Annotated in this window: 27 protein-coding genes; 18 read left to right on the top strand and 9 right to left on the bottom strand. The window is 66.6% G+C overall.

Features of this window, described 5'->3' with window-relative positions; genetic code table 11:
* Window positions 1-257 precede the first annotated feature (257 nt).
* The 3 genes from SPHI_RS03260 to ubiA form a co-directional block, all read right to left on the bottom strand.
* Complete coding sequence (locus tag SPHI_RS03260; RefSeq protein ID WP_076743451.1) at window positions 258-1,034, bottom strand: 3'(2'),5'-bisphosphate nucleotidase CysQ; 777 nt, start codon at window positions 1,032-1,034, stop codon at window positions 258-260.
* A complete protein-coding gene (locus tag SPHI_RS03255; RefSeq protein WP_076743450.1) occupies window positions 1,027-2,373 on the bottom strand; it encodes a TldD/PmbA family protein in 1,347 nt (448 codons plus the stop codon). The genes SPHI_RS03260 and SPHI_RS03255 overlap by 8 nt, the downstream gene beginning before the upstream one ends.
* Before the next feature lie 169 nt (window positions 2,374-2,542).
* Window positions 2,543-3,457 (bottom strand): 4-hydroxybenzoate octaprenyltransferase, encoded by a 915-nt coding sequence (gene ubiA, locus SPHI_RS03250; RefSeq protein WP_076743449.1) that lies wholly within the window; start codon window positions 3,455-3,457, stop codon window positions 2,543-2,545.
* 211 nt (window positions 3,458-3,668) lie between these two features.
* Here ubiA and SPHI_RS03245 point away from each other — a divergent pair, with 211 nt between their 5' ends.
* The 14 genes from SPHI_RS03245 (at window position 3,669) to SPHI_RS03185 (ending at window position 14,412) form a co-directional block, all read left to right on the top strand.
* Window positions 3,669-4,076 (top strand): DUF2147 domain-containing protein, encoded by a 408-nt coding sequence (locus SPHI_RS03245; RefSeq protein ID WP_076743448.1) that lies wholly within the window; start codon window positions 3,669-3,671, stop codon window positions 4,074-4,076.
* A gap of 10 nt (window positions 4,077-4,086) precedes the next feature.
* On the top strand, window positions 4,087-4,263 hold the full coding sequence (locus tag SPHI_RS15080) for a hypothetical protein (RefSeq protein WP_198927805.1): 177 nt from the start codon (window positions 4,087-4,089) through the stop codon (window positions 4,261-4,263).
* Complete coding sequence (locus SPHI_RS03240; RefSeq protein WP_076743447.1) at window positions 4,260-5,006, top strand: 16S rRNA (uracil(1498)-N(3))-methyltransferase; 747 nt, start codon at window positions 4,260-4,262, stop codon at window positions 5,004-5,006. The genes SPHI_RS15080 and SPHI_RS03240 overlap by 4 nt, the downstream gene beginning before the upstream one ends.
* Before the next feature lie 53 nt (window positions 5,007-5,059).
* Window positions 5,060-5,833, top strand: a complete 774-nt coding sequence (locus tag SPHI_RS03235; protein WP_158049609.1) for a hypothetical protein — start codon at window positions 5,060-5,062, stop codon at window positions 5,831-5,833.
* A 45-nt stretch (window positions 5,834-5,878) separates the two neighbouring features.
* Window positions 5,879-7,252: a glutamate--cysteine ligase gene (locus tag SPHI_RS03230; protein WP_076743445.1), complete on the top strand. Its 1,374-nt coding sequence runs from the start codon at window positions 5,879-5,881 to the stop codon at window positions 7,250-7,252.
* Window positions 7,253-7,433: 181 nt separating this feature from the next.
* Window positions 7,434-8,069, top strand: coding sequence for a nicotinate-nucleotide adenylyltransferase (locus SPHI_RS03225; protein WP_076743444.1), 636 nt, complete (start codon window positions 7,434-7,436; stop codon window positions 8,067-8,069).
* A gap of 2 nt (window positions 8,070-8,071) precedes the next feature.
* Window positions 8,072-8,479 (top strand): ribosome silencing factor, encoded by a 408-nt coding sequence (rsfS, locus tag SPHI_RS03220; RefSeq protein ID WP_076743443.1) that lies wholly within the window; start codon window positions 8,072-8,074, stop codon window positions 8,477-8,479.
* 1 nt (window position 8,480) lies between these two features.
* Window positions 8,481-8,903, top strand: coding sequence for a 23S rRNA (pseudouridine(1915)-N(3))-methyltransferase RlmH (locus tag SPHI_RS03215; protein ID WP_076743442.1), 423 nt, complete (start codon window positions 8,481-8,483; stop codon window positions 8,901-8,903).
* Between the two features lie 6 nt (window positions 8,904-8,909).
* A complete protein-coding gene (locus tag SPHI_RS03210) occupies window positions 8,910-10,061 on the top strand; it encodes a murein hydrolase activator EnvC family protein (RefSeq protein WP_076743441.1) in 1,152 nt (383 codons plus the stop codon).
* A gap of 220 nt (window positions 10,062-10,281) precedes the next feature.
* Window positions 10,282-11,631 (top strand): S41 family peptidase, encoded by a 1,350-nt coding sequence (locus SPHI_RS03205; RefSeq protein ID WP_076743440.1) that lies wholly within the window; start codon window positions 10,282-10,284, stop codon window positions 11,629-11,631.
* On the top strand, window positions 11,628-12,110 hold the full coding sequence (locus tag SPHI_RS03200; RefSeq protein ID WP_076743439.1) for a disulfide bond formation protein B: 483 nt from the start codon (window positions 11,628-11,630) through the stop codon (window positions 12,108-12,110). The genes SPHI_RS03205 and SPHI_RS03200 overlap by 4 nt, the downstream gene beginning before the upstream one ends.
* Window positions 12,107-12,640: a demethoxyubiquinone hydroxylase family protein gene (locus SPHI_RS03195; protein WP_076743438.1), complete on the top strand. Its 534-nt coding sequence runs from the start codon at window positions 12,107-12,109 to the stop codon at window positions 12,638-12,640. The genes SPHI_RS03200 and SPHI_RS03195 overlap by 4 nt, the downstream gene beginning before the upstream one ends.
* 16 nt (window positions 12,641-12,656) lie before the next feature.
* Window positions 12,657-13,169, top strand: coding sequence for a hypothetical protein (locus tag SPHI_RS03190; RefSeq protein ID WP_076743437.1), 513 nt, complete (start codon window positions 12,657-12,659; stop codon window positions 13,167-13,169).
* Between the two features lie 862 nt (window positions 13,170-14,031).
* Window positions 14,032-14,412 (top strand): hypothetical protein, encoded by a 381-nt coding sequence (locus SPHI_RS03185; RefSeq protein WP_076743436.1) that lies wholly within the window; start codon window positions 14,032-14,034, stop codon window positions 14,410-14,412.
* On the opposite strand, the gene welK is transcribed toward SPHI_RS03185, so the two are convergent.
* The gene (gene welK, locus SPHI_RS03180; protein WP_076743592.1) at window positions 14,401-15,474 is read right to left on the bottom strand and encodes a beta-1,4-glucuronosyltransferase WelK; all 1,074 of its coding nucleotides are present in this window, start codon (window positions 15,472-15,474) and stop codon (window positions 14,401-14,403) included. The genes SPHI_RS03185 and welK overlap by 12 nt on opposite strands.
* A 302-nt stretch (window positions 15,475-15,776) precedes the next feature.
* On the opposite strand from welK, the gene SPHI_RS03175 reads away from it, so the two are divergent.
* The 4 genes from SPHI_RS03175 (at window position 15,777) to SPHI_RS03160 (ending at window position 21,357) form a co-directional block, all read left to right on the top strand.
* Window positions 15,777-17,480, top strand: coding sequence for a type I secretion system permease/ATPase (locus SPHI_RS03175; RefSeq protein ID WP_076743435.1), 1,704 nt, complete (start codon window positions 15,777-15,779; stop codon window positions 17,478-17,480).
* 186 nt (window positions 17,481-17,666) lie between these two features.
* The gene (locus tag SPHI_RS15395; RefSeq protein ID WP_269844737.1) at window positions 17,667-18,182 is read left to right on the top strand and encodes a calcium-binding protein; all 516 of its coding nucleotides are present in this window, start codon (window positions 17,667-17,669) and stop codon (window positions 18,180-18,182) included.
* A 305-nt stretch (window positions 18,183-18,487) separates the two neighbouring features.
* Complete coding sequence (locus tag SPHI_RS03165; RefSeq protein ID WP_158049607.1) at window positions 18,488-20,026, top strand: ATP-binding cassette domain-containing protein; 1,539 nt, start codon at window positions 18,488-18,490, stop codon at window positions 20,024-20,026.
* Window positions 20,023-21,357 (top strand): HlyD family type I secretion periplasmic adaptor subunit, encoded by a 1,335-nt coding sequence (locus SPHI_RS03160; RefSeq protein ID WP_076743432.1) that lies wholly within the window; start codon window positions 20,023-20,025, stop codon window positions 21,355-21,357. The genes SPHI_RS03165 and SPHI_RS03160 overlap by 4 nt, the downstream gene beginning before the upstream one ends.
* An 88-nt stretch (window positions 21,358-21,445) precedes the next feature.
* On the opposite strand, the gene SPHI_RS03155 is transcribed toward SPHI_RS03160, so the two are convergent.
* The 5 genes from SPHI_RS03155 to SPHI_RS03135 form a co-directional block, all read right to left on the bottom strand.
* Window positions 21,446-22,621, bottom strand: coding sequence for an aspartyl protease family protein (locus SPHI_RS03155; RefSeq protein ID WP_076743431.1), 1,176 nt, complete (start codon window positions 22,619-22,621; stop codon window positions 21,446-21,448).
* Window positions 22,622-22,936: 315 nt separating this feature from the next.
* Window positions 22,937-23,716 carry an SDR family oxidoreductase gene (locus tag SPHI_RS03150; protein WP_076743430.1) on the bottom strand — a complete coding sequence of 260 codons (780 nt, stop codon included), beginning with the start codon at window positions 23,714-23,716 and terminating at the stop codon, window positions 22,937-22,939.
* A gap of 232 nt (window positions 23,717-23,948) precedes the next feature.
* Window positions 23,949-24,803, bottom strand: a complete 855-nt coding sequence (locus tag SPHI_RS03145) for an AAA family ATPase (RefSeq protein WP_076743429.1) — start codon at window positions 24,801-24,803, stop codon at window positions 23,949-23,951.
* A gap of 342 nt (window positions 24,804-25,145) precedes the next feature.
* Entirely contained in the window at window positions 25,146-25,799 is a 654-nt protein-coding gene (locus SPHI_RS03140; RefSeq protein WP_144036145.1) for a DUF6975 family protein, read from the bottom strand.
* Between the two features lie 59 nt (window positions 25,800-25,858).
* Window positions 25,859-26,746 (bottom strand): PAS domain-containing protein, encoded by an 888-nt coding sequence (locus SPHI_RS03135; protein WP_076743427.1) that lies wholly within the window; start codon window positions 26,744-26,746, stop codon window positions 25,859-25,861.
* Window positions 26,747-26,845: the final 99 nt, after the last annotated feature.

Here is a 26,845-nt window from a genome sequence, read left to right as displayed (position 1 = left end):
TGCCGAAAAGAAGCGGGACCCCGGATCACGTCCGGGGTGACGGGAGAGCAACCGCCAACGTTCGTGTCGAGCGAAGGCGAGACACAGGTCAGGGGCGGAAGCGCTTGTAGCTTGTCCCTCGACGATGCTCGGGACGAACGAAAGGGAGGACGTCGCCACCTGCACCGTTCGCCCTGAGCCTGTCGAAGGGCGTGCCTCGAACGCACCACTGCTTGGCACGTTCTTCGACAAGCTCAGCACGAACGGGGGAGGGGCGGTCAGCCCGCCAAAGCAGCCCGCGCCCGCGACGATAATCGATCCAGCGCCGCCTGGTGGATCCCCCGACTACTCGTAATCACCCCGAATGCCTGCGGATCCGGCTTGTTGAACACCAGCTCCGCCCCCCGCGCATCGGTCACCGAACCACCCGCCTCCTGCGCGATCAGCGCGGCGGCGGCGATGTCCCACTCATTCCCCCAGCGCAACGTCGCGACCAGATCCGCGCGGTCGTCCGCTACCATCGCCATGCGCAGCGCGATCGAATTGGGCTTCTCCACCATCGTCAGATCGCGATCCGCCTTGGGCAAGGCATCGGTCGGCACGCGTGCACCGGCGAACGCCGTCCGTGCGCTGGCCAACAGCGGCCGTCCGTTCAAGGTCGCGCCCGCCCCGGCCCGTGCCTGCCACAACTCGCCGCGGCCCGGTGCGTCCAGCACACCGATCACGACGCGCCCCGCCTCGACCAGGGCAATTGACACCGCCCAGCCGGTCCGCCCGCGGATATAGTCGCGCGTGCCGTCGATTGGATCGACCACCCAGATGCGGTCGCACGCCAGCCGGTCGGGGTTGTCCGCGGTCTCCTCGGAGAGCCAGCCCGCGTCCGGTAGCAATGCGGACAGCCGCTGGCGCAGCATGTCGTCGATCGCCAGGTCCACTTCGCACACCGGGCTGCCCGGCGTCTTCTCCCAACGCGCGAAATCGCTGCCAAAGCGCGCCATGCCGAGTTGCCCCGCCTCGCGCGCGATCGCCGCAACCTCGTCGGCGAGTTCAGCCACCAGCTACCGTCATTCCGTCGATACGCACCGTCGGCACATTAGTGCCGTGGCGGAATTCGAGATCGTTCGCGGGGGTGAGGTTCAGGAACATGTCCTTGAGATTGCCTGCGATGGTAAATTCGGCGACCGGCCGCGTGATCGCGCCTTCCTCGATAAGGAAGCCGGCCGCCCCGCGACTGTAATCGCCCGTCACGCCGTTCACGCCCTGGCCGATCAGCTCGGTGATATAAACGCCGCGCGTGATGTCGCCGATCAGCGTCTCCACGGGCACCACGCCGGGATGCATGTAAAGGTTGCTCGTGGTCACGCCGGGTGCGCCGCCGACCCCGCGCGCGGCATGGCCGGTCGGCTCCATGCCCAGCTGCCGGGCCGAGGCGCTGTCAAGCAGCCAGGTCTGAAGCACGCCGCCCTCCACGATCGCGCATGGCGACACCGGCAGCCCCTCGCCATCGAAGGGTCGCGAGCGCAGGCCGTGCGGCCGATGCGGGTCGTCCGAGATGGTGATCCCAGGCGCGAAGACCGCGCTGCCCAGCGCCTCGAGCAGGAACGACGTCCGCCGCGCGATCGCCTGTCCCGAGATCGCGCCGGTCAGATGCCCGAGCAGCCCGGCGCCGACCCGCGGATCGAACACCACCGGCAGCGCCGCGCTTTCCATCTTGCCCGGATTAAGCCGCGCCACCGCCCGCTCACCCGCAAGTCGACCGACCACCGCCGGCGCATCGAGCCGGCTGCGATGCCGCGCAGAATGGAAGCCGTAGTCGCGCTGCATCCCGCTGCCCTCACCGGCGATCACGCTTGCCGAAATGCCGTAGCCGGTGGTCGCATAGCCGCCGGCAAAGCCATGACTGGTCGCCAACGCCCAGACACTGCGCGCAGCGCTCGCCCCGCCCCCCTCGCTGTTGGTGACGCCGGCGACGGCGCGCGCTGCCTCTTCCGCCGCCAGCGCCGCCTCGCGCAGCTCCGCCGGCGACACCTCACCGCCATCATCCAGATCGAGCAACGGCGGCGCGCCATGCATCAGCCGCTCTTCGGGGGCGAGCCCGGCCCACTTATCCTCGGGCGCCTCCCGCGCCATCGCCACCGCGCGTTCGACCAGCGCATCAAGCGCTTCGGGCGACAGGTCGGAGGTGGAGACGCTTGCCGAGCGCTGTCCTACGAACACCCGCAGCCCCAGATCCTCGCTTTCCGACCGGCCGACATCCTCCAGCTTGCCAAGCCGGACGGAAACTTCAGTGGAGGCATCGGCGGCGAACACGGCATCGGCGGCATCCACCCCCGCCTTCACGGCACGGGCGACGATATCGGCGGCGCGTTCCTGCGCCTGGATCGGAGTCAGCATGAACCGCGACTTAGGGCGCAGGGTTGCCGGTTGCTAGGGTGTACGGCGTCACAAGCCACCACGTCTTCCCCGCGATGGCGGGGATCCATACACGCAAACCTCGCGCGTCCATCGGTACGGCAGCGTCTCTGGATTTCCGCCTTCGCGGGAATGACGGTTTATGGCAGCCCTAAAGCGTCGTCCCCACCACCAGGCACGCCAGGAACATCAGCAACCCCGCAAACCGGTTCGCCCGGAATCGCGCCAGCGCACCCGCGCCGTCATCCGGCCGCAACGTCACCACCTGCCACCCGAGATGCAGCGCCATCGGCAGCAGTGCCAGCAGGGCGAGCATATCGCCCCGCCGCAGCCACAGCGCCGCGCCCCAAAGCACCAGCGCCAGCGCATAACAGATCGCCGTGCCGCTGCGCACATGCCGTCCCATGCGCAGCGCGGACGATCGCACCCCAATCAGCGCATCGTCCTCACGGTCCTGCAATGCATAAACAGTGTCATAGCCGATCACCCAGAAGATCGACCCTGCGTACAGCAGCAATCCGGGCGCGGCGAGCGAGCCCCACGCCTCTAGCCACCCGACCAAGGCCGCCCAGGAAAAGACCAGGCCCAGCCACGCCTGCGGCCACCAGGTAATTCGCTTCATGAACGGGTAAGCCGCGACTAACGCAAGGCTGGCGATGGCGAGGGTTGCCGTGTCGAGCCGCAGTTGCACAAGCACCAGCAAACCCAGCAGGCACAGCAGCAACAGCCACACCCAGGCCGCCTTCACCGACACTGCACCCGACGCGATCGGCCGCGATCGCGTCCGCGCCACGCTGGCGTCCAGGTCACGATCGACGATGTCGTTGTACACGCAACCCGCGCCGCGCATCGCAATGCTGCCCAGCAGGAACCAGAGGATCAGGTCCCACCGCTCCACCGCCGCGCCGGCCAGCGCGATCGCCCAGGCCCCGGGCCAGAACAACAGCCACCAGCCGATCGGCCGGTCAAAGCGCGCGAGCAAGGCGAACGGGCGGATCGTGGCGGGCAGGGCTGCGACGAGGCCGCGATGCTCGCTGTCGGGGGTGATGTCAGGAATGCTGGTCACGCACGCACGCCTAATCCCGCTGCCGCGCTTTCGCCACAGGTGTGTGGCAGTCGGTGTTCGCGTTCCCGATTCCGCGGGATGGCGTTAGTGCGGGGAATGTTCCCTCCCGTTCGCCCCTGAGCTTGTCGAAGGGCTGCCTTCCCTCGCGAAGACAGGGCAGGGCTTCGGCAAGCTCAGCCCTAATGGCAAAGCGGCTGTAGCGAGTAACATTATGCGATCTAAACTTGCCGTCCTAACCCTCCTCCTCCTCCTCGCCACCCCTGCCACAGCGCAGCGCGCCGGCGGTTGGGAGGGCATCTGGCACAACGCTGCCGATAGTGTCCGTATCAAGGTCGCGCGCTGCGGCCCCGGCCTGTGCGGCACCGTGGTCCAGGCCAGCGCCAAGGCCAGGGCAGACGCCGCGCGCGGCGGCACCGATCGGCTGGTCGGCACCCAATTGTTTCACGATTTCCGCCGCGAGGACGATGGCTTGTGGTATGGCCAGGTCTATGTCCCCGACATCGACCAGACCTTTGATGGCACGATCGAGCAGGTCGATCGCAACACGATCATCGGCACCGGCTGCCTGTTCGCCAACTTCGGCTGCAAGTCGCAGACGTGGAAGCGCGTAACCAAGTGATTGGCCCGCGATGATCCATCTGTCGGTCGCCATCGGGCGCTTCGTGGAGGCGTTGTTCTACGCCATCCTCCGCGTTGCCGGCGTGGTGACCGGCGTGGTGCTGTTGATCGCGTTTGCCGGTTTGGTGCTGTTCCTTGCCGCGCGCTGGATGATCGCGCGCGGGCGGCGTAGAGGCGCCGGACAATGATCGCCACTCCCGCCTGGCCGCCGCGCTCCACCCCGCGCCTGTTCGTCGACCAGCCGCTCGCCCCCGGCCCGCTGCGCCTTGATGGCCCGCAGGCGCATTATCTCGCCGGCGTCATGCGGGTAAAGGCGGGCCACCCGGTGCGGCTGTTCGATGATGTGACGGGCGAATGGCTGGCGATCGTCGCTGCGGCTGGCAAGCGCGACCTGACGCTCGACGTGACGGAGCAGCTCTCGGCGCGCGAGTCAGTCCCCGACCTGTGGCTGGTCGCCGCCCCCCTCAAGAAGGGGCGGATCGACTGGATGGCGGAAAAGGCCTGCGAGCTCGGCGTCGCGCGCTACGTCCCCGTCGTCACCCACCGCACCGTGGTCGACAAGCCCAATGTGGAACGCCTGCGCGCGCACATGATAGAGGCCGCCGAACAATGCGGTCGCACGGCCTTGCCGCAGGTTGCGGAACCCGTGAAGCTATCCGCGCTCCTACGCGATTGGCCGGCCGAGCGTGCGCTCTATTTTGCCGACGAGCTCGGCGGCGTGCCCGCGCGCGAGGCGATGAAGCCCGACCCGGCCGCTATTCTGATCGGCCCCGAAGGCGGCTTCGACGAAGGCGAGCGCGAGGCGATCCGCGCGCTGCCGCAAGCCATCGGCATCGGCCTCGGCCCCCGTATCCTGCGCGCCGATACGGCCGCGGCCACCGCGGTGGCGATCTGGATGGCAGTGGCAGGGGATTGGAACGGAGATCGATGATGCGCTGGCCTCGCCTCATAGGGGCAATTGCGTCGCTTCTTGCGGCGCCGGCAATGGGTCAGACGGCAGACCCCGCCGCCGAGAGCGAGATCGTTGTCACCGCTCGAGAGCGCACCATCGTGGATCAGTTCGTGCAAGACCTTACCGATCCGGCCCGCAGCGATCAGGTGCCGCGCTGGGAGATGCCGTTGTGCAGCGGTGTGGCTGGGCTGCCGGCGAAACATGCCGTGGTGCTGAACAGCCGAATTGAGGACGTCGCTCGGCAGGTGAGGCTCACGATCGGCAAAGGAGGATGCCGCCCGAACGCCTTGATCCTCGTCACGTCGAATCCGGATGCGATCGCAAAGCAACTGCGTGCCCGCTACCCTCGAACGCTGGCCCGCGAGGGCAGGGCGCGCCTAGCTTCCTTTGCCGAGACGACCCAGCCGGTGCGCTGGATCAGCCAGGTCTCGGAACTCCCGTATGACGGCAGTCCATCCGTTCCGGGTGCGGCAGACGAGCCGGCCGCCGGTCGGCTCGCAGGTTCCCGGCTGCAGAAGAGCACGCGAGCGATATTGAGCGGCATGTTGGTGATCGTGGACGCGAACCGATTGTCCGGGCTGTCACTCGGACAGATTGGCGATTACCTGGCGATGGTCGTGCTCGCCCGGCCCAAAATGGATGCGCGGGCGCCCTCCGGTTCGATCCTTTCGCTGTTCGGCGACGGCACCACCCCGGGACTCAGCAAGGAGGACCGGACCTTCCTTCAGGCGCTTTATGCCGCCCCTGACGATGTCTCCGCCAAGGTGCAGCGCGCCGCGATGAAGGCCCGGATGGAGGGGCGGTAGAAACCTGCTCTAGCACGCGGCTTCATCCGCGATTAAGGGCGCGCCATGACGACCAAGACAGTTTCGGATAGCAACTCGCCCGTGATCGAGTCGCGCGACCAGCTGATCGCCAGCTTCGCGCGTGGCGAGAAGCCGAAGGACCGCTGGCGCATCGGCACCGAGCACGAGAAGTTCGTCTACAATCGCGCCGATCACCACGCGCCCAGCTGGGACGAGCCGGCCGGCATCCGCGCGCTCTTGACCGAGCTGCAGCAGCACGGCTGGCAGCCGGTTGAGGAGGGCGGCAATCTCATCGCGCTGACCGGCGCCGACGGCTCGGTCAGCCTCGAACCCGCCGGGCAGTTTGAACTTTCCGGCGCCCCGCTCGACAACCTTCACCAGACCTGCGCCGAAACCGGCCGCCACCTCGACCAGGTCAAGGCGGCGGGCGAGAAGCTCGGCATCGGCTTCCTCGGTCTCGGCATGTGGCCCGACAAGGCGCGCGACGAGCTGCCGATCATGCCCAAGGGACGCTACGGCATCATGCTCCGCCACATGCCGCGCGTCGGCACCATGGGCCTGGATATGATGCTGCGCACCTGCACGATCCAGGTGAACCTCGATTACGCGACCGAGGCGGACATGGCGCAAAAGTTTCGTGTCGGCCTCGCGCTCCAGCCGCTGGCGACCGCCTTGTTCGCCAACTCGCCCTTCACCGAAGGCAAGCCCAACGGCTATCTCAGCTATCGCAGCCACATCTGGTCGGACACCGATCCCGCGCGCACCGGCATGCTGCCGTTCGTGTTCGAGGACGGCTTCGGCTACGAGCGCTACGCCGACTATATGCTCGATGTGCCGATGTACTTCGTCTATCGCGAAGGTCGCTACATCGACGCCGCCGGCCTGTCGTTCCGCGACTTCCTCAAGGGCGAACTCTCCGTCCTGCCGGGCGAACGCCCGACGCTCGACGACTGGAACGACCACCTTTCCACCGCCTTCCCCGAAGTGCGCCTCAAGACCTTCCTCGAAATGCGCGGCGCCGATGGCGGCCCGTGGAACAAGATCTGCGCGCTTCCCGCGTTTTGGGTCGGCCTGCTCTACGACCAGGGCGCGCTCGACGCGGCGTGGAATTTGGTTAAGCATTGGACGATCGAGGAACGGCAGGCGTTGCGCGACGCCGCCCCGAAGCTAGGCCTCGACGCGCCGGTCCCCGGCCGCGGCACGCTGCGCGACATCGCCGGCGAGGTGCTCGACATCGCCAACGCCGGCCTTGCCTCGCGTGCGCGGCTCAACAGCTCGGGCGACAATGAAACCGGCTTCCTTGACCCGCTGCGCGAGATCGTGCGGCTGGGCAAGACGCCGGCGGAGCAGTTGCTCGATCGCTACAATGGCGCTTGGGCCGGCGACCTGTCGAAGGTGTACGCGGAGCAGAGTTTCTGATCCCTTCAGCCTGTGATCGGCTGGTGAAGGTCGGAGCATCGCTCAACCCACCTCGTCATCCCGGACTTGATTCGGGATCCATGGTGCCGCGAGCGGTAACGCCAGAGGGGCAGACGACAGCGCCTGCGGATGGTTGGATCCCGGCTCAAGGCCCGGGTGACGTGGTCGGGACCACCCACCCATGAACCGCCGCACCCACCGCATCGGCCTGCTCGGCGGCTCCTTCAACCCCGCCCACACCGGCCACCGCCGCATCAGCCTCGCTGCCCTCAAGGCGCTCGATCTCGACGAGATCTGGTGGCTCGTCTCCCCGGGCAATCCGCTCAAGCCCGCCGCCGGCATGGCCCCGCTGCCCGCGCGACTCGCCTCCGCCCGCCGCGTTGCCCGCGCCGCGCGCATCCGCCCGACCGACATCGAATCGCGCCTCGGCACCCGCTACACCGTGGATACCCTCGCAGCCCTCGTCCGCCGCTACCCGCGTCACCGCTTCATCTGGGTGATGGGCGCCGACAACCTGGGTCAGTTTCACCGCTGGCGCGAATGGCGCCGCATCGCACGCACGGTGCCGATTGCAGTTGTTGCGCGTCCGGGCTATGATGCTCAAGCCCGCGCGGCACCCGCGATGGGTTGGCTACGGCGCTTCCAGAGGCCCGCACGCCAGGCGAGGAACTGGACCGGATGGAGTGTGCCAGCCCTGGTGCTGCTACGTTTCCGCCCTGACCCGACATCTGCGACGCAGCTTCGCGCTGCCGATCCCGTCTGGCATTCGCGCTATGCGCTTCCCATATCCACAGCCAAACCTTCCACCCAGGAGTAACCTTGCCCGCCACCGCCAACGACTATCGATCCGCCGACGCAGACAGCGTTGCGGCATTGCATAAGCTCGTTCTCGACAGCCTGGACGACGATCAGGCCGCCGACACCATCTCGATCCCGCTCGCCGGAAAGTCTTCGATTGCTGACCATATGGTGATCGCCAGTGGTCGCTCGACCCGCCAGGTCGCATCGATGGCGGCGAAGCTGTCGGAGAAGATCAAGGCGGAAACCGGCCGCTCCCCGCGCATTGAGGGCCTGCCCACTGCGGACTGGGTGCTGATCGACGCCGGCGATGTGATCGTCCACCTGTTCCGCCCGGAAGTGCGCTCCTTCTACAATCTGGAGCGCATGTGGTCGTTCGGAGAAGCGCCAACGCCGACCAACACGGCACCGACGACCGGGAACGCCTGATCTGATCCTCCACATCGTTGCGCGTGGGCGGATCGGGCGCTCGCCCGAGTCCGAGCTGGTTGATCGTTACATGAAGCGGATCAGCTGGCCCACGCGCATCACCGAACTGCCCGATCGTGGCGGTAAACTGCCCGATCCTGCCGCGCAGATGCGCCGGATCGTGCTGGATGAAACCGGAAGGGTCCTGTCCTCGATCGAGTTCGCGCGCCAGCTCGAACGCTGGCGCGACGATGGCGTGCGCGAGGCTCGCTTCATGATTGGTGCCGCAGACGGCTTCGGCGATGCCGAGCGGGACGGCGCGGACCTGCTCCTGTCCTTCGGGCGCGCCACCTGGCCGCACATGATGGCCCGCGCGATGCTTGCGGAGCAACTCTTCCGCGCCACCTCCATCCTTGCCAATCACCCGTATCACCGCGAAGGGTGATCGCCGATGCGGCGGGCGGGGACATTGGCGTTGACAGGCGCGGCGGTGCTGCTCGCCAGCGCGACTGCCGCGCCCGATCCACTGACGGTCGAACGGGAACGGCTGCAGGTTGCCAAGCAACAGGCAGTGCAGGCCACCGCCCGCGCCGCGGACCTGGAACGCCGCGCCAGTGACGAGCGAAACGCCGCCGCCAAAGCCCGCGCGCAGGAAGCAGCGATTGCCGCGCGCGTTGATCGCGCGGAGGCGAACGTCGCTGCCGCGCAAGCTCGCGTCGCGATTGTCGCGGGGCTGCTCGCGCGACAGCGCGCGGAACTGGGCGAACGGCAAGCCCCGATCGCTCGCCTCATCGCCGCTTTGGCCTCGCTCGCGCGGCGACCGGCAGCCGCGGCGATCGTCCAGCCTGGCTCGGTCACCGATCTCGTCCATGTTCGCGCCGTGCTGGGCAGCGCCTTGCCCCTGATCCGCCGCGAAACTGCCGAACTGCGCGGCGATCTCGCGCAGACGCGCGCGCTGCAGGCCAGCGCGGAGCTTGCTGCGCGAAGCCTTGGTAATGAGCGCCAGACCTTGCTGAGCGAGCGGCAATCGCTGGCCGCCCTGCGCGCGCGACATGCGGCGGCGGCGGTGCGGCTCGACCGCGATGCGCTGATCCAATCGGATCGCGCGATGGCCATGGGAGAGGAGGCGCGCGACACCATCGATCGCATGGCGGCGATCGGCGAAACCGCCGCGACGCTGGACGAACTTGCGGCGCTGCCCGGTCCGCCCCGATCGGCCGCAAGGGCGGGCGGCGCTGCGGCGGTGTATCGCCTGCCGGTTCGCGGCCAGCTGGTCACTGGCTTGGGCGAAGTCTCGAGTAACGGCGTCCGGGCCCGCGGCCTCACCTTCGCGGTTGCTGCGAATGCGCCGATCGTCGCGCCAGGGGCGGGTAAGGTGCTCTTCGCCCGCCCGTTCCGCGGCTTCGGCACGATCGTCATCATCGATCACGGCAGCGGCTGGAACAGCCTGGTGACGGGGCTCGGCAGAACCGCAGTCACACGCGGCGCAAGCGTCACGGCCGGTCAGCCGATCGGGCGTGCCCCGGCCGGGGAGGAGTCCAAGATCACGGTGGAACTGCGCCGCCGCGGTCAGCCAATGGATGTCACGGCGCTGATCGGGTGATGGTTTGATCGCGCCTGATCCCGCCTACGTTAGCCCGAGCTTGTCGAAGTGCGGCCCCGTCTCCCGTGGGCATGGGCGTTGATGAAGAGCCGGGCCTCGACGGGCTCCGCCCGATCGGAAGTATGTGCCCGCTCAGCCCCTGTTCACCTCGCTCCCGCTTTGATCGGCGGCGCGAAAGCCGCTACACCCGGTCGATCCGGTTCGCCCTAGGACGTATTCCATGAAGTTCCCGCTGCTTTCCGCCACTGCCCTGGTCGCCACGCTTGCGCTCGCGCCGCTGACCACGGGGGCGATGGCGGCGGTGGATGCCAGTGCCTATAAGGAAATGGAGCGCTTCATGGACGTGTATAATCGCGTCAAGGCGGACTATGTTGACAAGGTCACTGACGAGCAGCTGATCAAGGGCGCGATCGATGGCATGCTCTCCGGGCTGGATCCGCATTCGAGCTATGTCGATGCGTCCGACTTCGAGAACCTCCGCATCGCCACCGAAGGCAATTACGGCGGCATCGGCCTCACCGTCTCGCTGGAGGACGGCGCGGTGAAGGTGATCGCGCCGCAGGAGGATTCGCCCGCCTGGCGCGCCGGCATCAAATCCGGCGATTACATCACCCATATCGATGGCAAGCTGATCTACGGCGGCACGCTGGACGAGGCGGTCAGCCAGATGCGTGGCAAGCCGGGCAGCAAGCTCAACATCACCATTGTCCGTCCCGGCCGCGACAAGCCGATCGAGCTTTCATTGGCGCGCGAACTGATCGTGCAGCGTCCCGTGAAATGGGAAGTGAAGGGCGATGTCGGCTATCTCAACATCAACACCTTCTCCGAAACGACTGGCGCGGACACGCGCGCCGCGATGGTCGCGATCGAAAAGGCGCTTGGCCACCGCCCGCTCGGCTATGTGGTCGATCTGCGCTCCAACGGCGGCGGGTTGCTGACCCAGGCGATCGAAGTGTCGGACATCTTCCTCGAAGGGGGCGAAATCGTCTCGCAGCGCGGGCGAGGCAAGGGTGATGTCGAACGTTACTACGCCAAGCCGGGCGACCTGGCGCATGGCTTGCCGATCGTGGTGCTGACAGATAGCGGCACCGCCTCCGCGTCGGAGATCGTGGCCGGTGCGATCCAGGATCATCATCGCGGTCTGGTGATGGGCGAGCGGACGTTCGGCAAGGGATCGGTCCAGACGCTACTGCAACTCGGCCCCACGACGGCGCTGCGGCTGACCACCGCGCGTTATTACACGCCGGCGGGGCGCTCGGTACAGGAGGGTGGGATCGAGCCCGACATCGCCGTGCCGCAGATCAGCGATCCCGATTACAAGTCGCGTCCGGTGTTCCGGGAGGCCGACCTGCGTCGCCACCTGATCAACGAGGTCAAGGCTGACGACAAGATCCTTGAAGAGGATACAAAGGATGATCCGCGCTTCTCGGCCAAGCCCGAGGAGCTGAAGAAGCAGGGCATCGAGGATTTTCAGCTCTGGTACGCGCTGAAGACGATCGCCCGGGTGGGCGGGCCGACTCAAGTCGCGGCGGTAACTGCGTCGATGAAGAAGGACGTTGCTGCCAAGTGAGCTGGGCGCAATCACGGGCGCGGTGGATCGCGCTGCTTCTGCCGCTGCTGCTGCTGGCGGGTGCCTGGGGGTCGCAACTGATCGGCGGCCTGGTGCCATGCGAGATGTGCCACTGGCAGCGCTGGCCGCATTATGCCGCGGTGGCCGCAGCAGCCTTCGCCTTCATCGTGCCAGGCCGCTCCAGCAAGAAGACGATGGTGATTGCGGCGGCCGTGCTGATCGCTCTTTCCGGGCTGATCGGTGCCTTTCACGCCGGCGTCGAATATCATTGGTGGCAAGGCGTAACGGCTTGTTCGACCATGATGACGGGCGACGGGGTGTCGACTGACGAGATGCTTCGCCGCTTGCTCGCCGCCCCGGTGATCCGGTGTGATGCGGCACAATGGACGTTGTTCGGCGTTTCCCTTGCCGGATATAACGCGATCCTGTCGCTGGGCGGCGCAGCGGTGATCGCATGGCTGATCGGAAGGGCGAGATGAGCTGGAAACCGGGCGACCGTCGGCACGATATCAAATCGATGATCCGCGTCGATCAGGCGGGCGAGTTCGGCGCAACCCGTATCTATGCCGGGCAGCTTGCGATCATGGGCCCGCGCTCGCCCGCCGCGCGCAAGATCGCCGGCATGGCGATACAGGAGGAGCGGCATCGCCAGTTCTTCGACCGGCTGATTGTAAAGCGTGGCGTTCGGCCAACGGTGCTTCAGCCCTTCTGGGACGTTGCCGGCTTCGCGCTGGGCGCCGCCACGGCAGTGATCGGGCCGGAGGCGGCGATGGCCTGCACCGCTGCAGTCGAGACCGAAATCGACAAACATTACGCCGAGCAATTGGTGGCGCTCGGCGACGAGGATCCCGAACTGAGCGAAGCCATTGCGGAGTTCCAGGCCGAGGAACTGGAGCATCGCGATACGGCGCTGGCCAATGGCGCGGAGGATGCCTGGGCCTATCCGCTGCTGTCGGCGGCGATCCGGCTTGGCTGCCGTGTCGCGATCGCGACGGCGAAGCGAATCTGACGGAGCGACTGTGGGAATGCGACTGATCGGAACAACTCTTGCGGCCTTGTTGATCGCCAGCCCGCTCGCCGCGCAGACGGAAAATGCCCCTGTCACCCCGCCCAAGGTGGTGATCGTGCCGCCGCCGTCAAAGCCGGTTGCGCTGCCGGGCGCGCCGCGGGTGAGCCGCCAGACGGTATCGACCGAAACCGCGCGCGGGGCGCCGGTCAACGGGGTGCTCGTTCTTTATGGTAACGAACGCTGCCCCACCAACAAGAACGGCGAGGAGATCGTCGTCTGCCAGCGCCGCAGCGCGCAGGAGCAGTTCCGCATTCCGCAGGAAGTCCGCACGCTCGAGATCACGCCCGAGAATGAAAGCTGGGCCGTGCGAGAGAAGAGCAACGAGACGGTGGGTAATGTCGGCACCGGATCGTGCACCACGGTGGGCGCAGGCGGTGCCACTGGCTGCTTCGTGCAGAACGCCCGTCGTTCCAAGCGTGAGGCCCAGCAACGTGACGCCGATGCGACGCCGGATCTTACCCCGTTTTGATTGGCTCGCGCGCGCTCGATAGGCTTTCTTCGGTCGCGTAAGTGGGGCCAGCGCGGCGCACCGCGCGGAAGCGAAACCGTTCTTTGCCGCGCGCCAGAGCATGTCTTCACTTGCAAGGACAAGCCCGACGCACACTGCATTTCTGCAGTTCCCGCTTTACTTGGCTTGATCGGACCGGCCCTGCGCAGGTTTGGTCGCGGCTTGTCGGCAAGTCGCGGCTCGATTCAGGCTCAGCCGCAATTAGGTGCCGATCGATGCCGGCTTGTCGATCCTCCCTACCCGTACGTTTGCCGATGTGCGGCGCTGACATCCGGTGTGTGTCCGCCGGCGTCGGCCCAGGATCGGGTCGTCACCGACAACGCGGCAATGGTATGATCGGGCCGCTCGGGCGCTAGGCCGCGCGGGTGGCGGGCGTATGCACTGGATCGCCGATCCTCTGCGCCGCTGGCCTGCTGCGCGGTTATCGCATCAGCGCACGTGGGGCGTGGCGGCACTTGCTCTGCTGTTTGGAGTCACGTCCGCTACCTCGCGCGTGGTGATCGAGCCGCACCTGCCTGATGAGCGGCGGCGCACAGCGGGCAGCGACTTCGCCATGACCCAACGCGCTGATCCACGGAAAGGAGCACGATCGCGCGATGCAGCTCGGCCTCGGATATGTTCCCGCACAGCCGCTGGTCTGGCGGATGAAAAAGCTAGCGCCCTGGCGCAAAACAATATCGCACGCGTTGCGAGCCGAACGCGGCTTCCGGCGCGGCGCCTGCGAAATGATCCGTTCCGGATCGATCGCCCGCTACGCCGCGCCTTTGTTTACACATTGGCAAGCACGCGAACCTAGCCCCGGCCGCTGATCAAAGGTCGAGAAATGAGCGCCCAGGCACGGTTCAACGAAGGTCCCGCAGATTCAGTCAATTCGGTTACGCTGCGGATGGCGATTGCGCATCCTATGCCGGCAGCTAATGCGGTTCACCTGATGCAGCAGGATGCCCGGGACCGGCTAAATAGCAACAATGATGCGCCCACCCCCGCGTCCGGCATGCCGCTGCATGCGGTGGTGACCGTGCCCGGCGTAATCGTCGGCGCGGCCTGCGTCCTGCCGCTCACCGTTGTTGCATTCAGCCTCACACGATTGGCACGTGGCCAAATCCGCGGCCTGGGCGCGGACGCGGTCGGCACCGCACGGGGCGTGTGGCGGGCGACGGGCGCGGCGATCGATGCGCTGACGGATCGGTCGTCACGCCGCTGAGCGCCGCCGCGCCTGCACGGCCCGCCCCGCAGGCTCTGCTTTCAGCAGATCGGCCAGATAGCTGCTCAGCGCCGTCAGGTCAGTGGTTGCCATCACCGGCGTCTGCGCGCGCACCGTTGCCAAAGCAGTCGCAAAGTCCTGTGTCTCGTCAACCACCGCCAGCAGCCCGCGCTGGGCAAAGGCGGCAGTGATCTCCAGCTGGTGATCGTCATAATGTTCGCCGAGCGCGAACAGCCGCGGCACGGCGATGACGCGGCAGCCCTGTTGCAGCGCGGTGATCAGTGATCCGGTGCCGCCATGGCAGACTACAATATCGGCGCGTCGCAGAATGTCCTTCACTTCCTCGAACGGAATGGCATCGCGCACTTCCTCCACCCCGGCGGGAAGGTAGCGGCCGTCACCCACCTGCACGATCACCCGCTCCGGGAGCAGCCCGTCCCGTTTTGCCTGCTCCACCATGCGAATCAGACGATCGAACGGCAGCGTCGCGCCCACGGTGGCGAACAATAGCGGCTCCTTGGCCGGCCGGGCGCCTTCAAGCACACAGAGCGGGTCGAAGGTTTCCGTGGCTTGCCATTGCGCCGCCGACGCATGGCTTTGCGACACGCGCACATGCGCCATCGGCCCGGCAATGCGCGCAAAGGCGGATGGTGCCGTGAAGCGGGCGAAGCTGTCGATCAGGATGATCTTCGCGCCCAGCAATCGCGCGCACAGCAGCACGAAGAACATCGATCCCGCGCCAGTGGTAATCACCGCATCGGGCCGCTCGCGCAGCACGATTCCCAGCGACTGGAACAGGTTGCGCAGCGCCGCGGCAAGCATGCGAAACGGCGCGCCCAGCCGTGCCTGGCCGAGTGCGTAGTGAGCAACGAACAAGGTGCGGTACTTCGCCGCGATCGACCGCCCAAGAGCAAGATCCTCGGTTACGAAGAAGAAGTCATGGTCCCTCCATACGCTCTCCAGGTCGAGGATCTGGCGGACATGCCCGCCGCCCGACGCGCACAACGCCAGCTTCAGCTTTTTTTCACTGCCGGGTGTATCGCGCGGCAGCGGTGCTGCCATGCCCGACACATTCGCAAAGGACGCGCGCAATCCATGCACAGGAACACTACTCCCCCGCAGCGTAACTGAAAGATTTTCGCCTCAATGGGCGTGAGTAATTGACGACGGACATAGCTGTGTTCGGGCCGATCATGCGATGCAGAAGCATCCGGAATGGCACGATCGACTTTATCCGTTTCGGCAGAGACTGCTGCCCAGCTGCGGGCGAACGGATGGAATAGAAGCCAATGCTCGCATAGACATCGGCGTATCAAGTCATGCGCACGCCGCATGACGGGGCTGGCGGGACCATTCGATCAGGCATGAGGAACACTGCCAGGCTGGCCAGCGATCATGCGCTTGCCCCGATCATGCCGGTACTTCGGCGGGCGTTGATTGGCATTGGCCTGTCGAGCGCGTTCCTGAACGTGCTTTTCCTGTCCGGCTCGATCTACATGATGCTGGTCTATGATTTTGTCATACCGGGCCGAAGCGTCCCCACCCTGATCGGGCTGCTCGCCATGGTCACCGCCGCTTATGTCTTTCAGGGGCTGCTGGATGGTGTGCGCGGTCAGTTGCTCGTGCATCTGTCCAGCAATGTCGATGCGCAGCTCGAACGCCAGGCGCACGATCTGGCGCTGACGCTCGCGCGTCTGTACCCGGCTCAGGATTCTAGCCAGCCGATCCGCGATGTCGATCAGGTGCGCCAGTTCCTTGCCGGGGCCGGGCCGACAGCGCTGATGGATTTGCCATGGGTGCTGTTCTTCGTTGCCATCCTGTTCCTGCTCCACCCGTGGCTCGGCGCCACGGTGCTGGCCGGCGCGCTGGTGCTGATCGCACTGACCTTGCTCACCGAATGGGCCACCACCGCGGGCAGCGCGCAGCTCATCAGGCTCAATCGGGATCGTCAGCAGGTGATGGAGGCCAACCGCCGCCACGCCGAAACCCTCTACGCCATGGGCATGCACGAACAGCTCGGGGCGATGTGGCGCACCGCCAATGGCGCGCATCGCGTGGCGCAGGTGCGGCTGGCGGCGCGCTCCGGGATGCTCGTCACGGTGGGGCGTGTGTTCCGCATGTTTCTGCAATCGGGGGTGCTGACGGTCGGCGCGCTGCTGGTGCTCAGCGGCAAGGCGAGCGGCGGGGTGATCTTCGCCAGCTCGATCCTGTCGGCGCGCGCCCTGGCGCCGATCGAACTGGCGATCGCCAATTGGCGCGGCTTCGTTGCTGCGCGGCAGAGCTGGGCGCGGCTTGGCGACGTGATGCGCTTCGGTGGCGAACCGCGGCCGCTGCAACCGCTGCCGCCGCCTCGCGCCAGCCTCTCCGCCGAGGCGCTGACGCTCGCGCCGCCGGGGACGCGCGAGCCGACGGTACGCGGCATTTCGTTCGTTGCGCTTGCCGGGGAGGCGATCGCGATCCTCGGGCCGAGCGGCGCCGGCAAGTCGACTCTAATGCGCGGTCTTGCCGGTAGCCTGCCGGCCGTGGCGGGGGAGGTGCGCCTCGATGGCGCGACGATGACTCAATGGCCACGTGATCAGCTCGGCCGTGACATCGGCTACCTGCCGCAGAATGTGGAGCTGCTGCCCGGCACGGTCGCGCAGAACATCGCGCGCTTCGAACCCGATGCCGAGGCTGCGTCCATCATCGCCGCGGCGCGGCAGGCTGGCGTCGACGAGATGATCCAGCAATTGCCCGACGGCTATAACACCGATGTCGGGATTGACGGGCGGCGGTTGTCGGCGGGCCAGCGGCAGCGGATTGCACTTGCCCGCGCCCTGTACCGCGATCCGTTTCTGATCCTGCTAGACGAACCCAATTCCAATCTCGATCCGGTGGGTGAGTCGGCGTTGGTCCATGCGGTTCGCGCCGCCACCGCGCGCGGTGCGATCGTGATCGTCGTCGCTCACCGTCCGTCCGTGTTGGTGGCGATCGACAACGTTCTGCTTCTGAAAGAAGGTCGGGCGCTGTCATATGGTCCACAACGGACAATTCTTCCCGGTGCTGCACTAGACGAGGGCCGCTCTTGAAAGTCTTACTTAGGTTGTCGGCATTGGGGTGAGTTATGAAATCTGCGCAACTATGCGTCCATTATAGCCATGACTCCGGCTATCGCCAAATGTGAATTGTTTTCATTATTCGATGCGAGGCAACGGGCTGCTCCGGTGTCTCGGGGGCAAACGAAATGCCCATATGCCTAGTGCTAGGAGGGTATGATGGTTGATTATGTTGCAGGAACGAACGACAACAATGATGATCTCACGGCAACCCCTACCGGTTCAATGATGGCCGGAAACGGCGGGGATGATGTGCTTCGCGGAGGGAAGGGAAACGACATCCTTATCGGCGGCGCCGGAAATGACAAACTCTATGGCGGCGCAGGTGCAGATCAGTTCCGTTTCTTTGGAAATCAGGTCGATGGTGCTTCCGATATCGACGCCATCTACGACTTGAACTTCGCTCAGGGCGACAAGCTGGTGTTCGGTGAGTATAACGGCTTGTTCAGCACGGACGCGCCGGGTCTCGATGCCTATTCGAACGGCAATGCCGCGACGATCACCAGCTTTGCCGGTTTGGCTGCAGCGCTCGAGGCTTCGGAAGGCCGCATCACCTATGGCGGCAACGCAGACCTCGATCTGCTGGTGATCAGCTTCGACACGGGCAACGACAGCGTTCAGACGATCCGGATCAGCAACGGCTATGCGGCGTTCGTCGCGGCGCTCGAAGCCTGATCGACATACACCGTATGACGAAAGGGGCGTCGCGTTCGCGCGGCGTCCCTCTTCGCCGTTTCAATGCATGGCACGAAGAACGCCAGCCTTGGTGGCAGCGTCGAGGGTGAGGGATGGGGCGCTCGATCGATCTGGTCCGTTCGCGTGGGGCGGACACGCCCATTGGGCGGCTGGATGCGGCGGTTCGGTCGGCTGCGATTGGGTTGGCCGTTCTCGCGCCGGCGCTTTGGCTGCTGCCGGTCTGCTATGCCTTGTACGCCATGCTACTGCTTGATGTGGCCCGGCCTGGGCGCAGTGGAGAAACAATGGCCGGCCTGGTCATCATGGCGGCCGCGCTGGTGCAGCTTCACGCCGTGCTGCTCGGCCGCCGCCGCCGGATCTTTGGCCACCTCGCCGTGCTGTGCGATCGGCTTATGCCAGCGGCTCGCGGCAGCGTGTCTGATGCTGATGCGGATCTGATACGGGCCGCGCTCCTCGGGGGCGGCGTCGCGGCGCTGATCGATGCGTCTGCGCTGCCGCTGCTGCTGATCGTGCTCGCGCTCGTCGTGGGTCTGGCGGCAGCGATCCCGCTGGTCGGGGCGTTCGTTGCCGCGTTGCTGCTGATCGCTGCCCGGCAGCCTGCGTATCGCTTCCGAGAACGTGCCCAGGCGGCGCAACACGCGCGCGACGCTGAGGCAATGGCGGGGGTGCACCGGCGCGATCTGCTCGGGCTGCTCGGCCTGACCAGTCACGCGCGCGCCGCGATCGAGGGCCGGGAGCAGGAGGTGGCGGTCACCCACATGATGGCCGCCCGGCAATCGGCCGATCTGCTCGGCCGCATCTGGCTCGTGGCCGCATTGACGATGACAATCACGCTTGGTTCGGCAACCTGGCTGATGGCCAATGACGCGGCCAGCACCGGGGCGCTGGTCGCGGCGCTGCTGCTCACCCTGTTCGTCCTCGCCCCGCTGGTGCGCATCGCCGGTCACCTCGACTCACTGGCGGCCGCTGGCCCTTCCTGGCGGGCGTTCCGCGGGGCGCTGGCCAGCGTGGCGGCGCCGCGGCCGCAAGTCGCCCTTCCCCCGCCCGTGCGCCGGGTCGAGGTCAGCGGCGTCGCCGTTCCGGTCCATGGCACGCGCCGGCTGATGCTTCAGGACGTCAGCTTCGCGGCGGAGGCGGGGGATGTCCTCGCGGTGATCGGGCCTGCGGACGTCGGCAAGTCCACGTTGCTGAAGCTTCTCGCCGGGCAGCTGTCCGCCGCTGCCGGCGCCGTCCGGCTCGACGGCGCCGCGCTGGACCAATGGGATGAAGACGCCCGCGCGGCACACATCGGCTATCTGCCACAGACGCCCGACCTGCTTCCCGGCAGCGTGGCGCAGAACATCGCTCGCTTTGACGGCGAGGCCGATCCTGCGGGGATCACGCGGGCTGCACTGGCGGCGGGGGCGCACGAGGCGATCGTCCGCCTGCCGGCCGGCTATGATACGCAGATCGGCGCCGCCGACGCCCCGCCGCTGGCGCTGTCAGTGCAGCACCGCATCGCTTTGGCACGCGCGCTGTACGGCGATCCGTTCCTGCTGCTGCTCGACCATCCCAGCGCGTTTCAGGATAATGACGGCAATGCCGCGCTGCGCCGCTGTCTCGCCGGCGCCAGCGCCCGCGGCGCCGTCACGATCGTGGTCGGCGATTCGGCGGCGATCATCGACAGCGCCAGTCTCGTCCTCGTCCTGCGCAAGGGCGGCATGGCCGATTTCGGCACCAAGGAGGAGGTCCGCGCTCGTCTGGTCGAGCGTCAGCGCCGCGATGCCGAGCGGCTTGCCGCCGTTTCGGTCTGCGCCGATCCGCGCGGGAGCAAGAATCCATGATCAACGACATGACGCTGCGCCTCGCCGATCCCGCCTACGCGCTGGACGATCCGCAACGCGCGCTCGACCGGAGCCTGCGCCACGCCATCCTGCTGGTCGCCTCACTGGTCGTCGCCATCGCGCTGATGGCATCGGTGATCCGGGTGACCGGCGCGGTGATCGGCACCGGCAAGCTTTCCGTCGAATCCAGCGTCAAGCGAGTGGCCCATCCCACTGGCGGAGTGATCGCGCAGCTTTTCGTTCGCGAGGGCGACCGAGTCCGCAAGGGCCAGCCGATCATGCGCTTCGACAATCGGGTGAGCGGGGACAGCGCCGCCACGCTCGGCCAGTCGCTCGAACAATTGCTCGCCGCCCAGGCGCGCCTCACCGCCGAGCGCGACGGGCAGGGCGCCGTTCGCTACCCGCCCGCCTTGTTCGCCGCCACCAGCGATTCCGCTCGCCTCGCCATCGCCGAGGCCGATCGGCAGTTCGCCACCCGCCGCTCGCTGCGCGCCACCGAGCAGGAGGCGATCCGCGAACGCATCGTCCAGGCGCAGCAGGATGTCGCGGCCACAGCCGCGCAACTTGCCGGAGCGGAGAACCAGCGCACCTTCCTCACCCCCGAGCTGGAGGCGCTCCGCGGCCTTTATGCGCGTCAGCTCGTCACCGTCGCGCGCGTCAACCAGCTCGAACGTACCGCCGCCGAACTCAACGGCAGCATCGCCTCGCTGCGCGCCCGGATTGCGGAGAAGCGTGCCCGGATCGCGGAGCTTCGCCAATCCGCTGTCGAGGCGGACCGCAACGCCCGCGTCCAGGCCGGCCAGGAGCTTGCCAGCGTGGTCGCGCAACTCGGCGACCAGCGCGTCCGCTCGATCGCCGCCAACGACGCATCCGAACGCTCGCTGCTCCGGGCGCCTTATGATGGTGTGATCGACAATCTCGCCTTTCAAACGGTCGGCGGTGTCGTGCCGCCAGCGCAGACGATCATGGAGATCGTGCCCGATTCCGAACCGCTGATCGTCGATGTCGCGGTCAGCCCCGCCGACATTGACCAGCTTCACGACGGACAGCCCGCGACGATCCGCTTCTCCGCTTTCAGCGCGCAGACTACGCCGGAGCTGAACGGCACGGTCTTCTACATCGGTGCTGATCGCAAGGACGACGAACGGTCCGGCGCGACCTTTTTCGACGTCCGCCTGCGCGTGCCCGAAACTGAAGTGAAGAAGCTCGGCGCGCTCAAGCTAAAGGTCGGCATGCCGGTCGAGGCCTATATGCAGACGGGCCGACGCTCGCTCCTCTCCTATCTCGTCAAGCCGCTGATCGATCAATTCAACCGCGCCTTCCGCCAATAAGTCCCTCCGAAGCACCCGCGGGCCTACATCTTCTCGGTCTGTGTTGAGGACGCGCCATTCCGACCATCGCAGCGCCTATTGCGGCCGGTCAGTAGAAGTTCTTCAGTGTCAGACGCCGTTCCGCGCCGTCGCACAGCTTCAGCGCCACCACCCGCCCAGGCGCTCCCGCTGACCAGGTCGCCAGCGGGCTGGTGGCGTAATCGCGTGGGATCGGCTGGCCTTCGACCGCGCAGATCGTCTCGCCGGCCTTCCACCCCGCTGCCTCCGCCGGCCCACCGCGCATTACATGAAGCACCCGCAATCGATCACGATCGATCCCCACCAGCAGCCCGCTGGTGGAGCGCAGCGGCGGCTCGTCCGCGGCCGGCCGCGGCGCCAGGATCATGCGCCGCGCCATGGGGTCGAGCAGCACGCGATAATTTTGCAAGAACCCGGATCCGATCCGCCCTGCCGCGTCGATCGATTCGGAAAAGCCGCGCACCGGCTCCACCCGCACCTCGACATTGCGCGCCGTCAGCTCGCCCAGTCCCAGCGCCGGCACGATCCCGATCGTGCTCGTCACCGTGCCCGCCAGCCCAAAGGAGATGGTCGTGGTCGTCCGTACGCCCTTGATCCCCGCCGCTTGCCAGCCGCCGGCGGTCACCGTCACGGCCGATCCATCGCCCGTATCCACCACCATCGGCCGCAATCGCGTCGCGCCAAGCGTCACTTCGCTGACATAGACCAGACGGTCTCGCGAGATGGCCAGCGGTGCAGTTGCGCCGCGAAACGGCATCCGCCCGCTCGGCAACAGCCTGAAGCGGCGGGCGGCATAATCGATATCGAGCGCGAAACCGCCGGTGAGATCGCGGCCCACCAACAGATCGACCGGCTCGGCACTGCCCGTCGCCAGCGCCGGCAAGGTTGCCACCGTCAGCCCGCCGCCCCGCCGGCTCAGCCCGCCGAACGCCACCGTCCGCGTCGCTGCCCAGCCGATCGGCACCACCCCGCCGATCGCCGTTGCCTTGCCCCCCGCAGCAACCTTCAGCGCGGCTGCATCGGCGAACCGCCGCGACAGCACGGAATAGCTCACCCCCGTATCGAGGATCGCCGTCGCCGGCCGCCCGTCGATCGTCAGCTCGAAACGCATTTGGTTGCCGGGGGTGAGATCGAATGCGACCCAGCGCTGCTCCGTATCCGCCGCCAGCATCGACGTTCCCACCGCTTGCGCGGCCGGCGAGGTGAGGGGGGCGACAGCGGCGACGAGCGGGAACAGCAGGGACACAGGCCGGCTTAGCCGCGCGCGTGCCCAGTGCCTATAGACTAGATTCAGCTACGGCTTTCGGCGTTGCTCGGTCGAATGGGCCGCACCCGGCACCCATGAGCATTCGCACGTCATGTTGCTTAGCTCCAATCAAAAGCCTCGGCCCTCAAAGGAACCGCCACCCCGAACTCGTTTCCGGGTCCACAGGACCACCGTCGAAGGCACTGCGGGCTACACGGTGGGTGCTGGAGCAAGGTCGAGATAAAGGATCGCCGGGTGATCGCTTTCGCCCGCTCAAATGGTGGTCGTTGCGATACACCCGGCGCGCTGGTGCGGTTAACCGGGCGAAGCGGCTGAGCCGGCGAGCAACCCGCCGTCGATATTCACTTCCGTCCCCGTGACATAGGTCGCCTCGTCCGAGGCGAGGGTAAGGGCGATCGCTGCGACCTCAGCAGGCAGCCCGAACCGTCGTAGCGGGGTGTCGGCTACGAGCGCCTGCATCTTCGCCTCGCGATCGGAGCCGGTGCCCAGCATCGGCTCCCACATCGGCGTAAGGATCGCGGCGGGGTGAATTGAGTTGCACCGTATCGCCCAACCCTGTTGCGCGCAGTAAAGTGCGACCGTTTTGCTGTGGTTGCGGATCGCTGCCTTGGACGACGCATAGGCCGCAGCCCCGGGAATACCGACCAACCCCGAGCGGGACGATATGTTGATGATGGAGCCTGCCCCCGCGCTCTTCATTGCGCCGATTGCGTAGCGGCAGCCGAGGAATGTTCCGTCGAGGTTGACCCGGTGGACCTCGCGCCAATCCGCAAGGCTGGCGTGTTCCGGGTCGTGGATTGTCGCGCCCGATTCGAACCCGGTCACACCGGCGTTGTTCACGACCACATCGGCGACCGGAACGACGCTGGCCAGCCGCGACCAATCGGCTTCCTGCCGCACGTCGAGCGGTTCGAACCGGCATCCAATTTCGGCAGCGGTCGCCGCGCCCGTCTCTTCGTCAATGTCAGTGACGATGACGACAGCCCCTTCGTCATGGAAGCGCGCTGCAATGGCGCGCCCAATGCCACGCGCAGCGCCGGTGACGACGCACGTCTTGTTATTCAATCTTTGCATGATGTTCTCGAAACCAGAGTCCAGTCTGCGGATTACTCCGCTGGCTTATGTCTGCCGCTTCAGCGGTGACGCTGGATCATTTCGAAAACTCCAAGAACAGAAGCGAGGTTACGTCAGCGAGCTCGCGGGCGCAATTGCCGATCGCCGTTCTTCTCGGAACCGCGATCGTGTCGCGCGGCCAAGCCACGGCGCGTGCCGCTCACCACGTCGGCACGCCCCATCCGGGGAGCGCTTACCCCTTGTTCGCCTGCCGCTTCGCCATGAACGCCAGCCGTTCAAACAACATCACGTCCTGCTCGTTCTTCAAAAGCGCGCCGTGCAGCGGCGGAATCGCCTTGGTCGGATCGCGGTTCTGCAGCACGTCGAGCGGCATGTCCTCGTGCAGCAACAGCTTGAGCCAGTCGAGCAATTCGCTGGTTGACGGTTTCTTCTTCAGGCCCGGCACGTCGCGCACGTCGTAGAAGATGTCCATTGCCTTCGACACCAGCATCTTCTGGATACCGGGGAAGTGGACGTCGACGATCGCCTGCATCGTCTCGCGATCGGGGAACTTGATATAATGGAAGAAGCAGCGCCGCAGGAACGCGTCGGGCAGTTCCTTTTCATTATTCGACGTGATGACCACGATCGGGCGTTCCACCGCGCGCACCGTCTCCTTTGTCTCGTAAACATGGAATTCCATGCGATCGAGTTCCTGGAGAAGGTCGTTCGGGAATTCGATGTCAGCCTTGTCGATCTCGTCGATCAGCAGCACGGGCAGCTGCGGCGCGGTGAACGCTTCCCACAATTTGCCCTTGCGGATGTAGTTAGCGATGTCGTGAACGCGCTCGTCGCCGAGCTGGCCGTCACGCAGGCGAGCGACCGCGTCATATTCGTACAGGCCCTGCTGCGCTTTGGTCGTGGACTTGACGTTCCATTCGATCAGCGGCGCGCCGGTCGCCTTGGCGATTTCATAAGCGAGGACAGTCTTGCCGGTGCCCGGTTCGCCCTTCACCAGCAACGGTCGGCGCAGCATGACGGCGGCGTTGACCGCGACCTTCAAATCATCGGTAGCGACATAGCTCTGGGTGCCCTCGAACCGCTTCATGCCCTCATCCCGTCTCGTTCGACTATTGGGTATGGCGATGCGGGAATTTTCGGGCGCGCGCAAGCCGCTTGGCCCAGGGTCTGTACTTAATCGCAACAAGGTCGTGAGGGAGCCGATTTTGGCGCCAGGCTAGGAGCAAGGAGGGAGCGATGTCCGTGCATCGTGACCGACGCGCGACGCCGCATGGCGTCAAAAGCGGCCCGTCGCATAGCGGTTGCCCGTGGAGGGCCGCCGAGCGTCGTCGCTTGCTTGCGCGTAGCTTCAGCTACGCGTCTGCGCCGCGCCCCTAGTCGGCGGCCTTCCACGGGCGATCACGATCCTTGTTGCGATTAAGTACAGACCCTAAAGTGCATCGCGCGCCTGGGCGCGGGCGTGGAGTAACTGCCACAGCCCGCGATGTTGCAGGATCAATTGCTCGGCACCGAAGGCCAGCGCTCGGGCGGGGCTTGGCTGCGCGGCGATCATCCGCGCCGCCGCGGTGATCGCGGCGGGCGCGGGGATGTCGCTGGGCAACAGGACCACGCCGGATCGGTAAGCCGCCGCCGCGAGCACGTTGCGAATCGCATGCCAGTCGAGCAGCAGCGCGAGCGCGGCGCCGATCGCGCACCCGCTACGCGCCGAGGTCGCCAGCGTGGCGAGTGCGTGGCGCTGGGCGGTGATTGCGGCCTCAGCCTCTGCATGCCGCGGCGTGGAGGGCATTGGGCCGATCGCTGCGGTCAGGCTCGCCAACGATTGCCGCTCCTGGTCGAGCCCTGCCGCCGCCTGCCGCAACCATGGCCCGAGCGTATCGGCGCCCGGCGCGTAGGACGCGCTATCGACGATGCTGGGGCTCGTGCCATGCAGCGCGCAAAAGGCGTGGATCGCGTCGGACAGGTCACGCGTCGCGGCGTCACCGGCGCACAAGGCTCGGGCATGCTCGCTGCTCGCCGTGCCCTGATCGACGACCAAGCCGTCGATCAAGCGCCCTGCGGCGACATTCTCCGCAATGGGAGCCACTGATCCAAATCCTTCCCGCCAGCCCGGGAGGACCATAGCCAATCACAGTAAACGCCGGCTTAAGCGCCCAATGGCGTGATGATGATGGTAACGCCGACGACTCGCCCGCTGCTCAGCAGGGGGGCTAGGCCGATCGACACCCGCCGCAGCGCCGCGCCGCCGACCAGCAGCGATGCTTCGAGCGATTGTGGGGCGCGCGCATCGATCGCCGCCTCGAACGCATCGCCCAGCGCGCTGCGATCGCCGACCGCTACCAAAGACGCCAGTCGCGCCGTGGCGAGCGCATCGGCACTCGCGCCAGTCAGCGTGATGAGGTGAGGGGACGCTTGATCGATTCGCCCGCGAAGGTTGATGATCGCCGTCGCGCCGCCGGCGGCCTCGACCGCACGTGCCAGCGACTCGTGCCGGTCGCGCCATTGTTGTAATTCGTCAGCCGCCGTGGCGTCCCGGACGTGCAGGACGCAGCCGTTCGGCCCGCAATTCACGGCGAAGTTGAGCAACCGGTCAGGAAAGCGCGGTGAGCGGCATTCCACCGTCTCCGCCAGCCCCGATTGCGTCACCCGCCCGACGGCAGACAATAGCCCTTGGTCGCTTGCGGCGGCCAGCCCGCTCAGCGGCGCGCCGACCTGCACCATGTCGCCGAAATAGCCCCGTGCGCCGCGGCTCGCGCCCACCACGGTGCGATCCTCGCCCAGCAGCACGATCATCTCATCCGTCGCTTCGAGCAGCGTCTGGAGGTGGCTGCTGTTGGCCGGCCGGCTCGCGTGCGGCGCACACAAGGCGTCCATCACGTCGAGTGAAGTCAGTACCAGCCGCGGCCGGCCGCGGTGCAGGATATACACTGGCGCGCGCGCCGCCTTGTCCTGCCAAATACCGAAATGCCGCACGAGATCGGATGCGGTGACCTGTTGCTCGACACCGGTCGGCGCGGGAGAATGCTTGGCCATACATGCAATTTGCTGACCGCGCACGCTGCCGCAAGTAGATTGCCCCGAAGCGGCAAGAGCGAGCGGTGTTATTCGCCGAATTAGCATGATGGTGGATGC

Origin of the sequence: Sphingomonas jeddahensis (assembly GCF_001981525.1) — a bacterium.
Lineage (GTDB): Bacteria > Pseudomonadota > Alphaproteobacteria > Sphingomonadales > Sphingomonadaceae > Sphingomonas > Sphingomonas jeddahensis.
The sequence above is the reverse complement of the archived record's forward strand: the minus strand, read 5'-3'. Positions and strand labels throughout refer to the sequence as shown.

Bases quoted from the DNA above. Each gene is read 5' to 3' on its own strand.
- SPHI_RS03165 (WP_158049607.1), top strand. From the start codon at position 18,488: ATGGCCGGCCTGGTCATCATGGCGGCCGCGCTGGTGCAGCTTCACGCC.
- SPHI_RS03255 (WP_076743450.1), bottom strand. From the start codon at position 2,373: ATGCTGACTCCGATCCAGGCGCAGGAACGCGCCGCCGATATCGTCGCC.
- SPHI_RS03240 (WP_076743447.1), top strand. From the start codon at position 4,260: ATGATCGCCACTCCCGCCTGGCCGCCGCGCTCCACCCCGCGCCTGTTC.
- SPHI_RS15080 (WP_198927805.1), top strand. From the start codon at position 4,087: ATGATCCATCTGTCGGTCGCCATCGGGCGCTTCGTGGAGGCGTTGTTC.
- SPHI_RS03190 (WP_076743437.1), top strand. From the start codon at position 12,657: ATGCGACTGATCGGAACAACTCTTGCGGCCTTGTTGATCGCCAGCCCG.
- SPHI_RS03185 (WP_076743436.1), top strand. From the start codon at position 14,032: ATGAGCGCCCAGGCACGGTTCAACGAAGGTCCCGCAGATTCAGTCAAT.
- welK (WP_076743592.1), bottom strand. From the start codon at position 15,474: ATGGCAGCACCGCTGCCGCGCGATACACCCGGCAGTGAAAAAAAGCTG.
- SPHI_RS03205 (WP_076743440.1), top strand. From the start codon at position 10,282: ATGAAGTTCCCGCTGCTTTCCGCCACTGCCCTGGTCGCCACGCTTGCG.
- SPHI_RS03145 (WP_076743429.1), bottom strand. From the start codon at position 24,803: ATGAAGCGGTTCGAGGGCACCCAGAGCTATGTCGCTACCGATGATTTG.
- SPHI_RS03160 (WP_076743432.1), top strand. From the start codon at position 20,023: ATGATCAACGACATGACGCTGCGCCTCGCCGATCCCGCCTACGCGCTG.
- SPHI_RS03210 (WP_076743441.1), top strand. From the start codon at position 8,910: ATGCGGCGGGCGGGGACATTGGCGTTGACAGGCGCGGCGGTGCTGCTC.
- SPHI_RS03135 (WP_076743427.1), bottom strand. From the start codon at position 26,746: ATGGCCAAGCATTCTCCCGCGCCGACCGGTGTCGAGCAACAGGTCACC.
- SPHI_RS03235 (WP_158049609.1), top strand. From the start codon at position 5,060: ATGGGTCAGACGGCAGACCCCGCCGCCGAGAGCGAGATCGTTGTCACC.
- SPHI_RS03230 (WP_076743445.1), top strand. From the start codon at position 5,879: ATGACGACCAAGACAGTTTCGGATAGCAACTCGCCCGTGATCGAGTCG.
- SPHI_RS15395 (WP_269844737.1), top strand. From the start codon at position 17,667: ATGGTTGATTATGTTGCAGGAACGAACGACAACAATGATGATCTCACG.
- SPHI_RS03195 (WP_076743438.1), top strand. From the start codon at position 12,107: ATGAGCTGGAAACCGGGCGACCGTCGGCACGATATCAAATCGATGATC.
- SPHI_RS03150 (WP_076743430.1), bottom strand. From the start codon at position 23,716: ATGCAAAGATTGAATAACAAGACGTGCGTCGTCACCGGCGCTGCGCGT.
- SPHI_RS03245 (WP_076743448.1), top strand. From the start codon at position 3,669: ATGCGATCTAAACTTGCCGTCCTAACCCTCCTCCTCCTCCTCGCCACC.
- SPHI_RS03225 (WP_076743444.1), top strand. From the start codon at position 7,434: ATGAACCGCCGCACCCACCGCATCGGCCTGCTCGGCGGCTCCTTCAAC.
- SPHI_RS03175 (WP_076743435.1), top strand. From the start codon at position 15,777: ATGAGGAACACTGCCAGGCTGGCCAGCGATCATGCGCTTGCCCCGATC.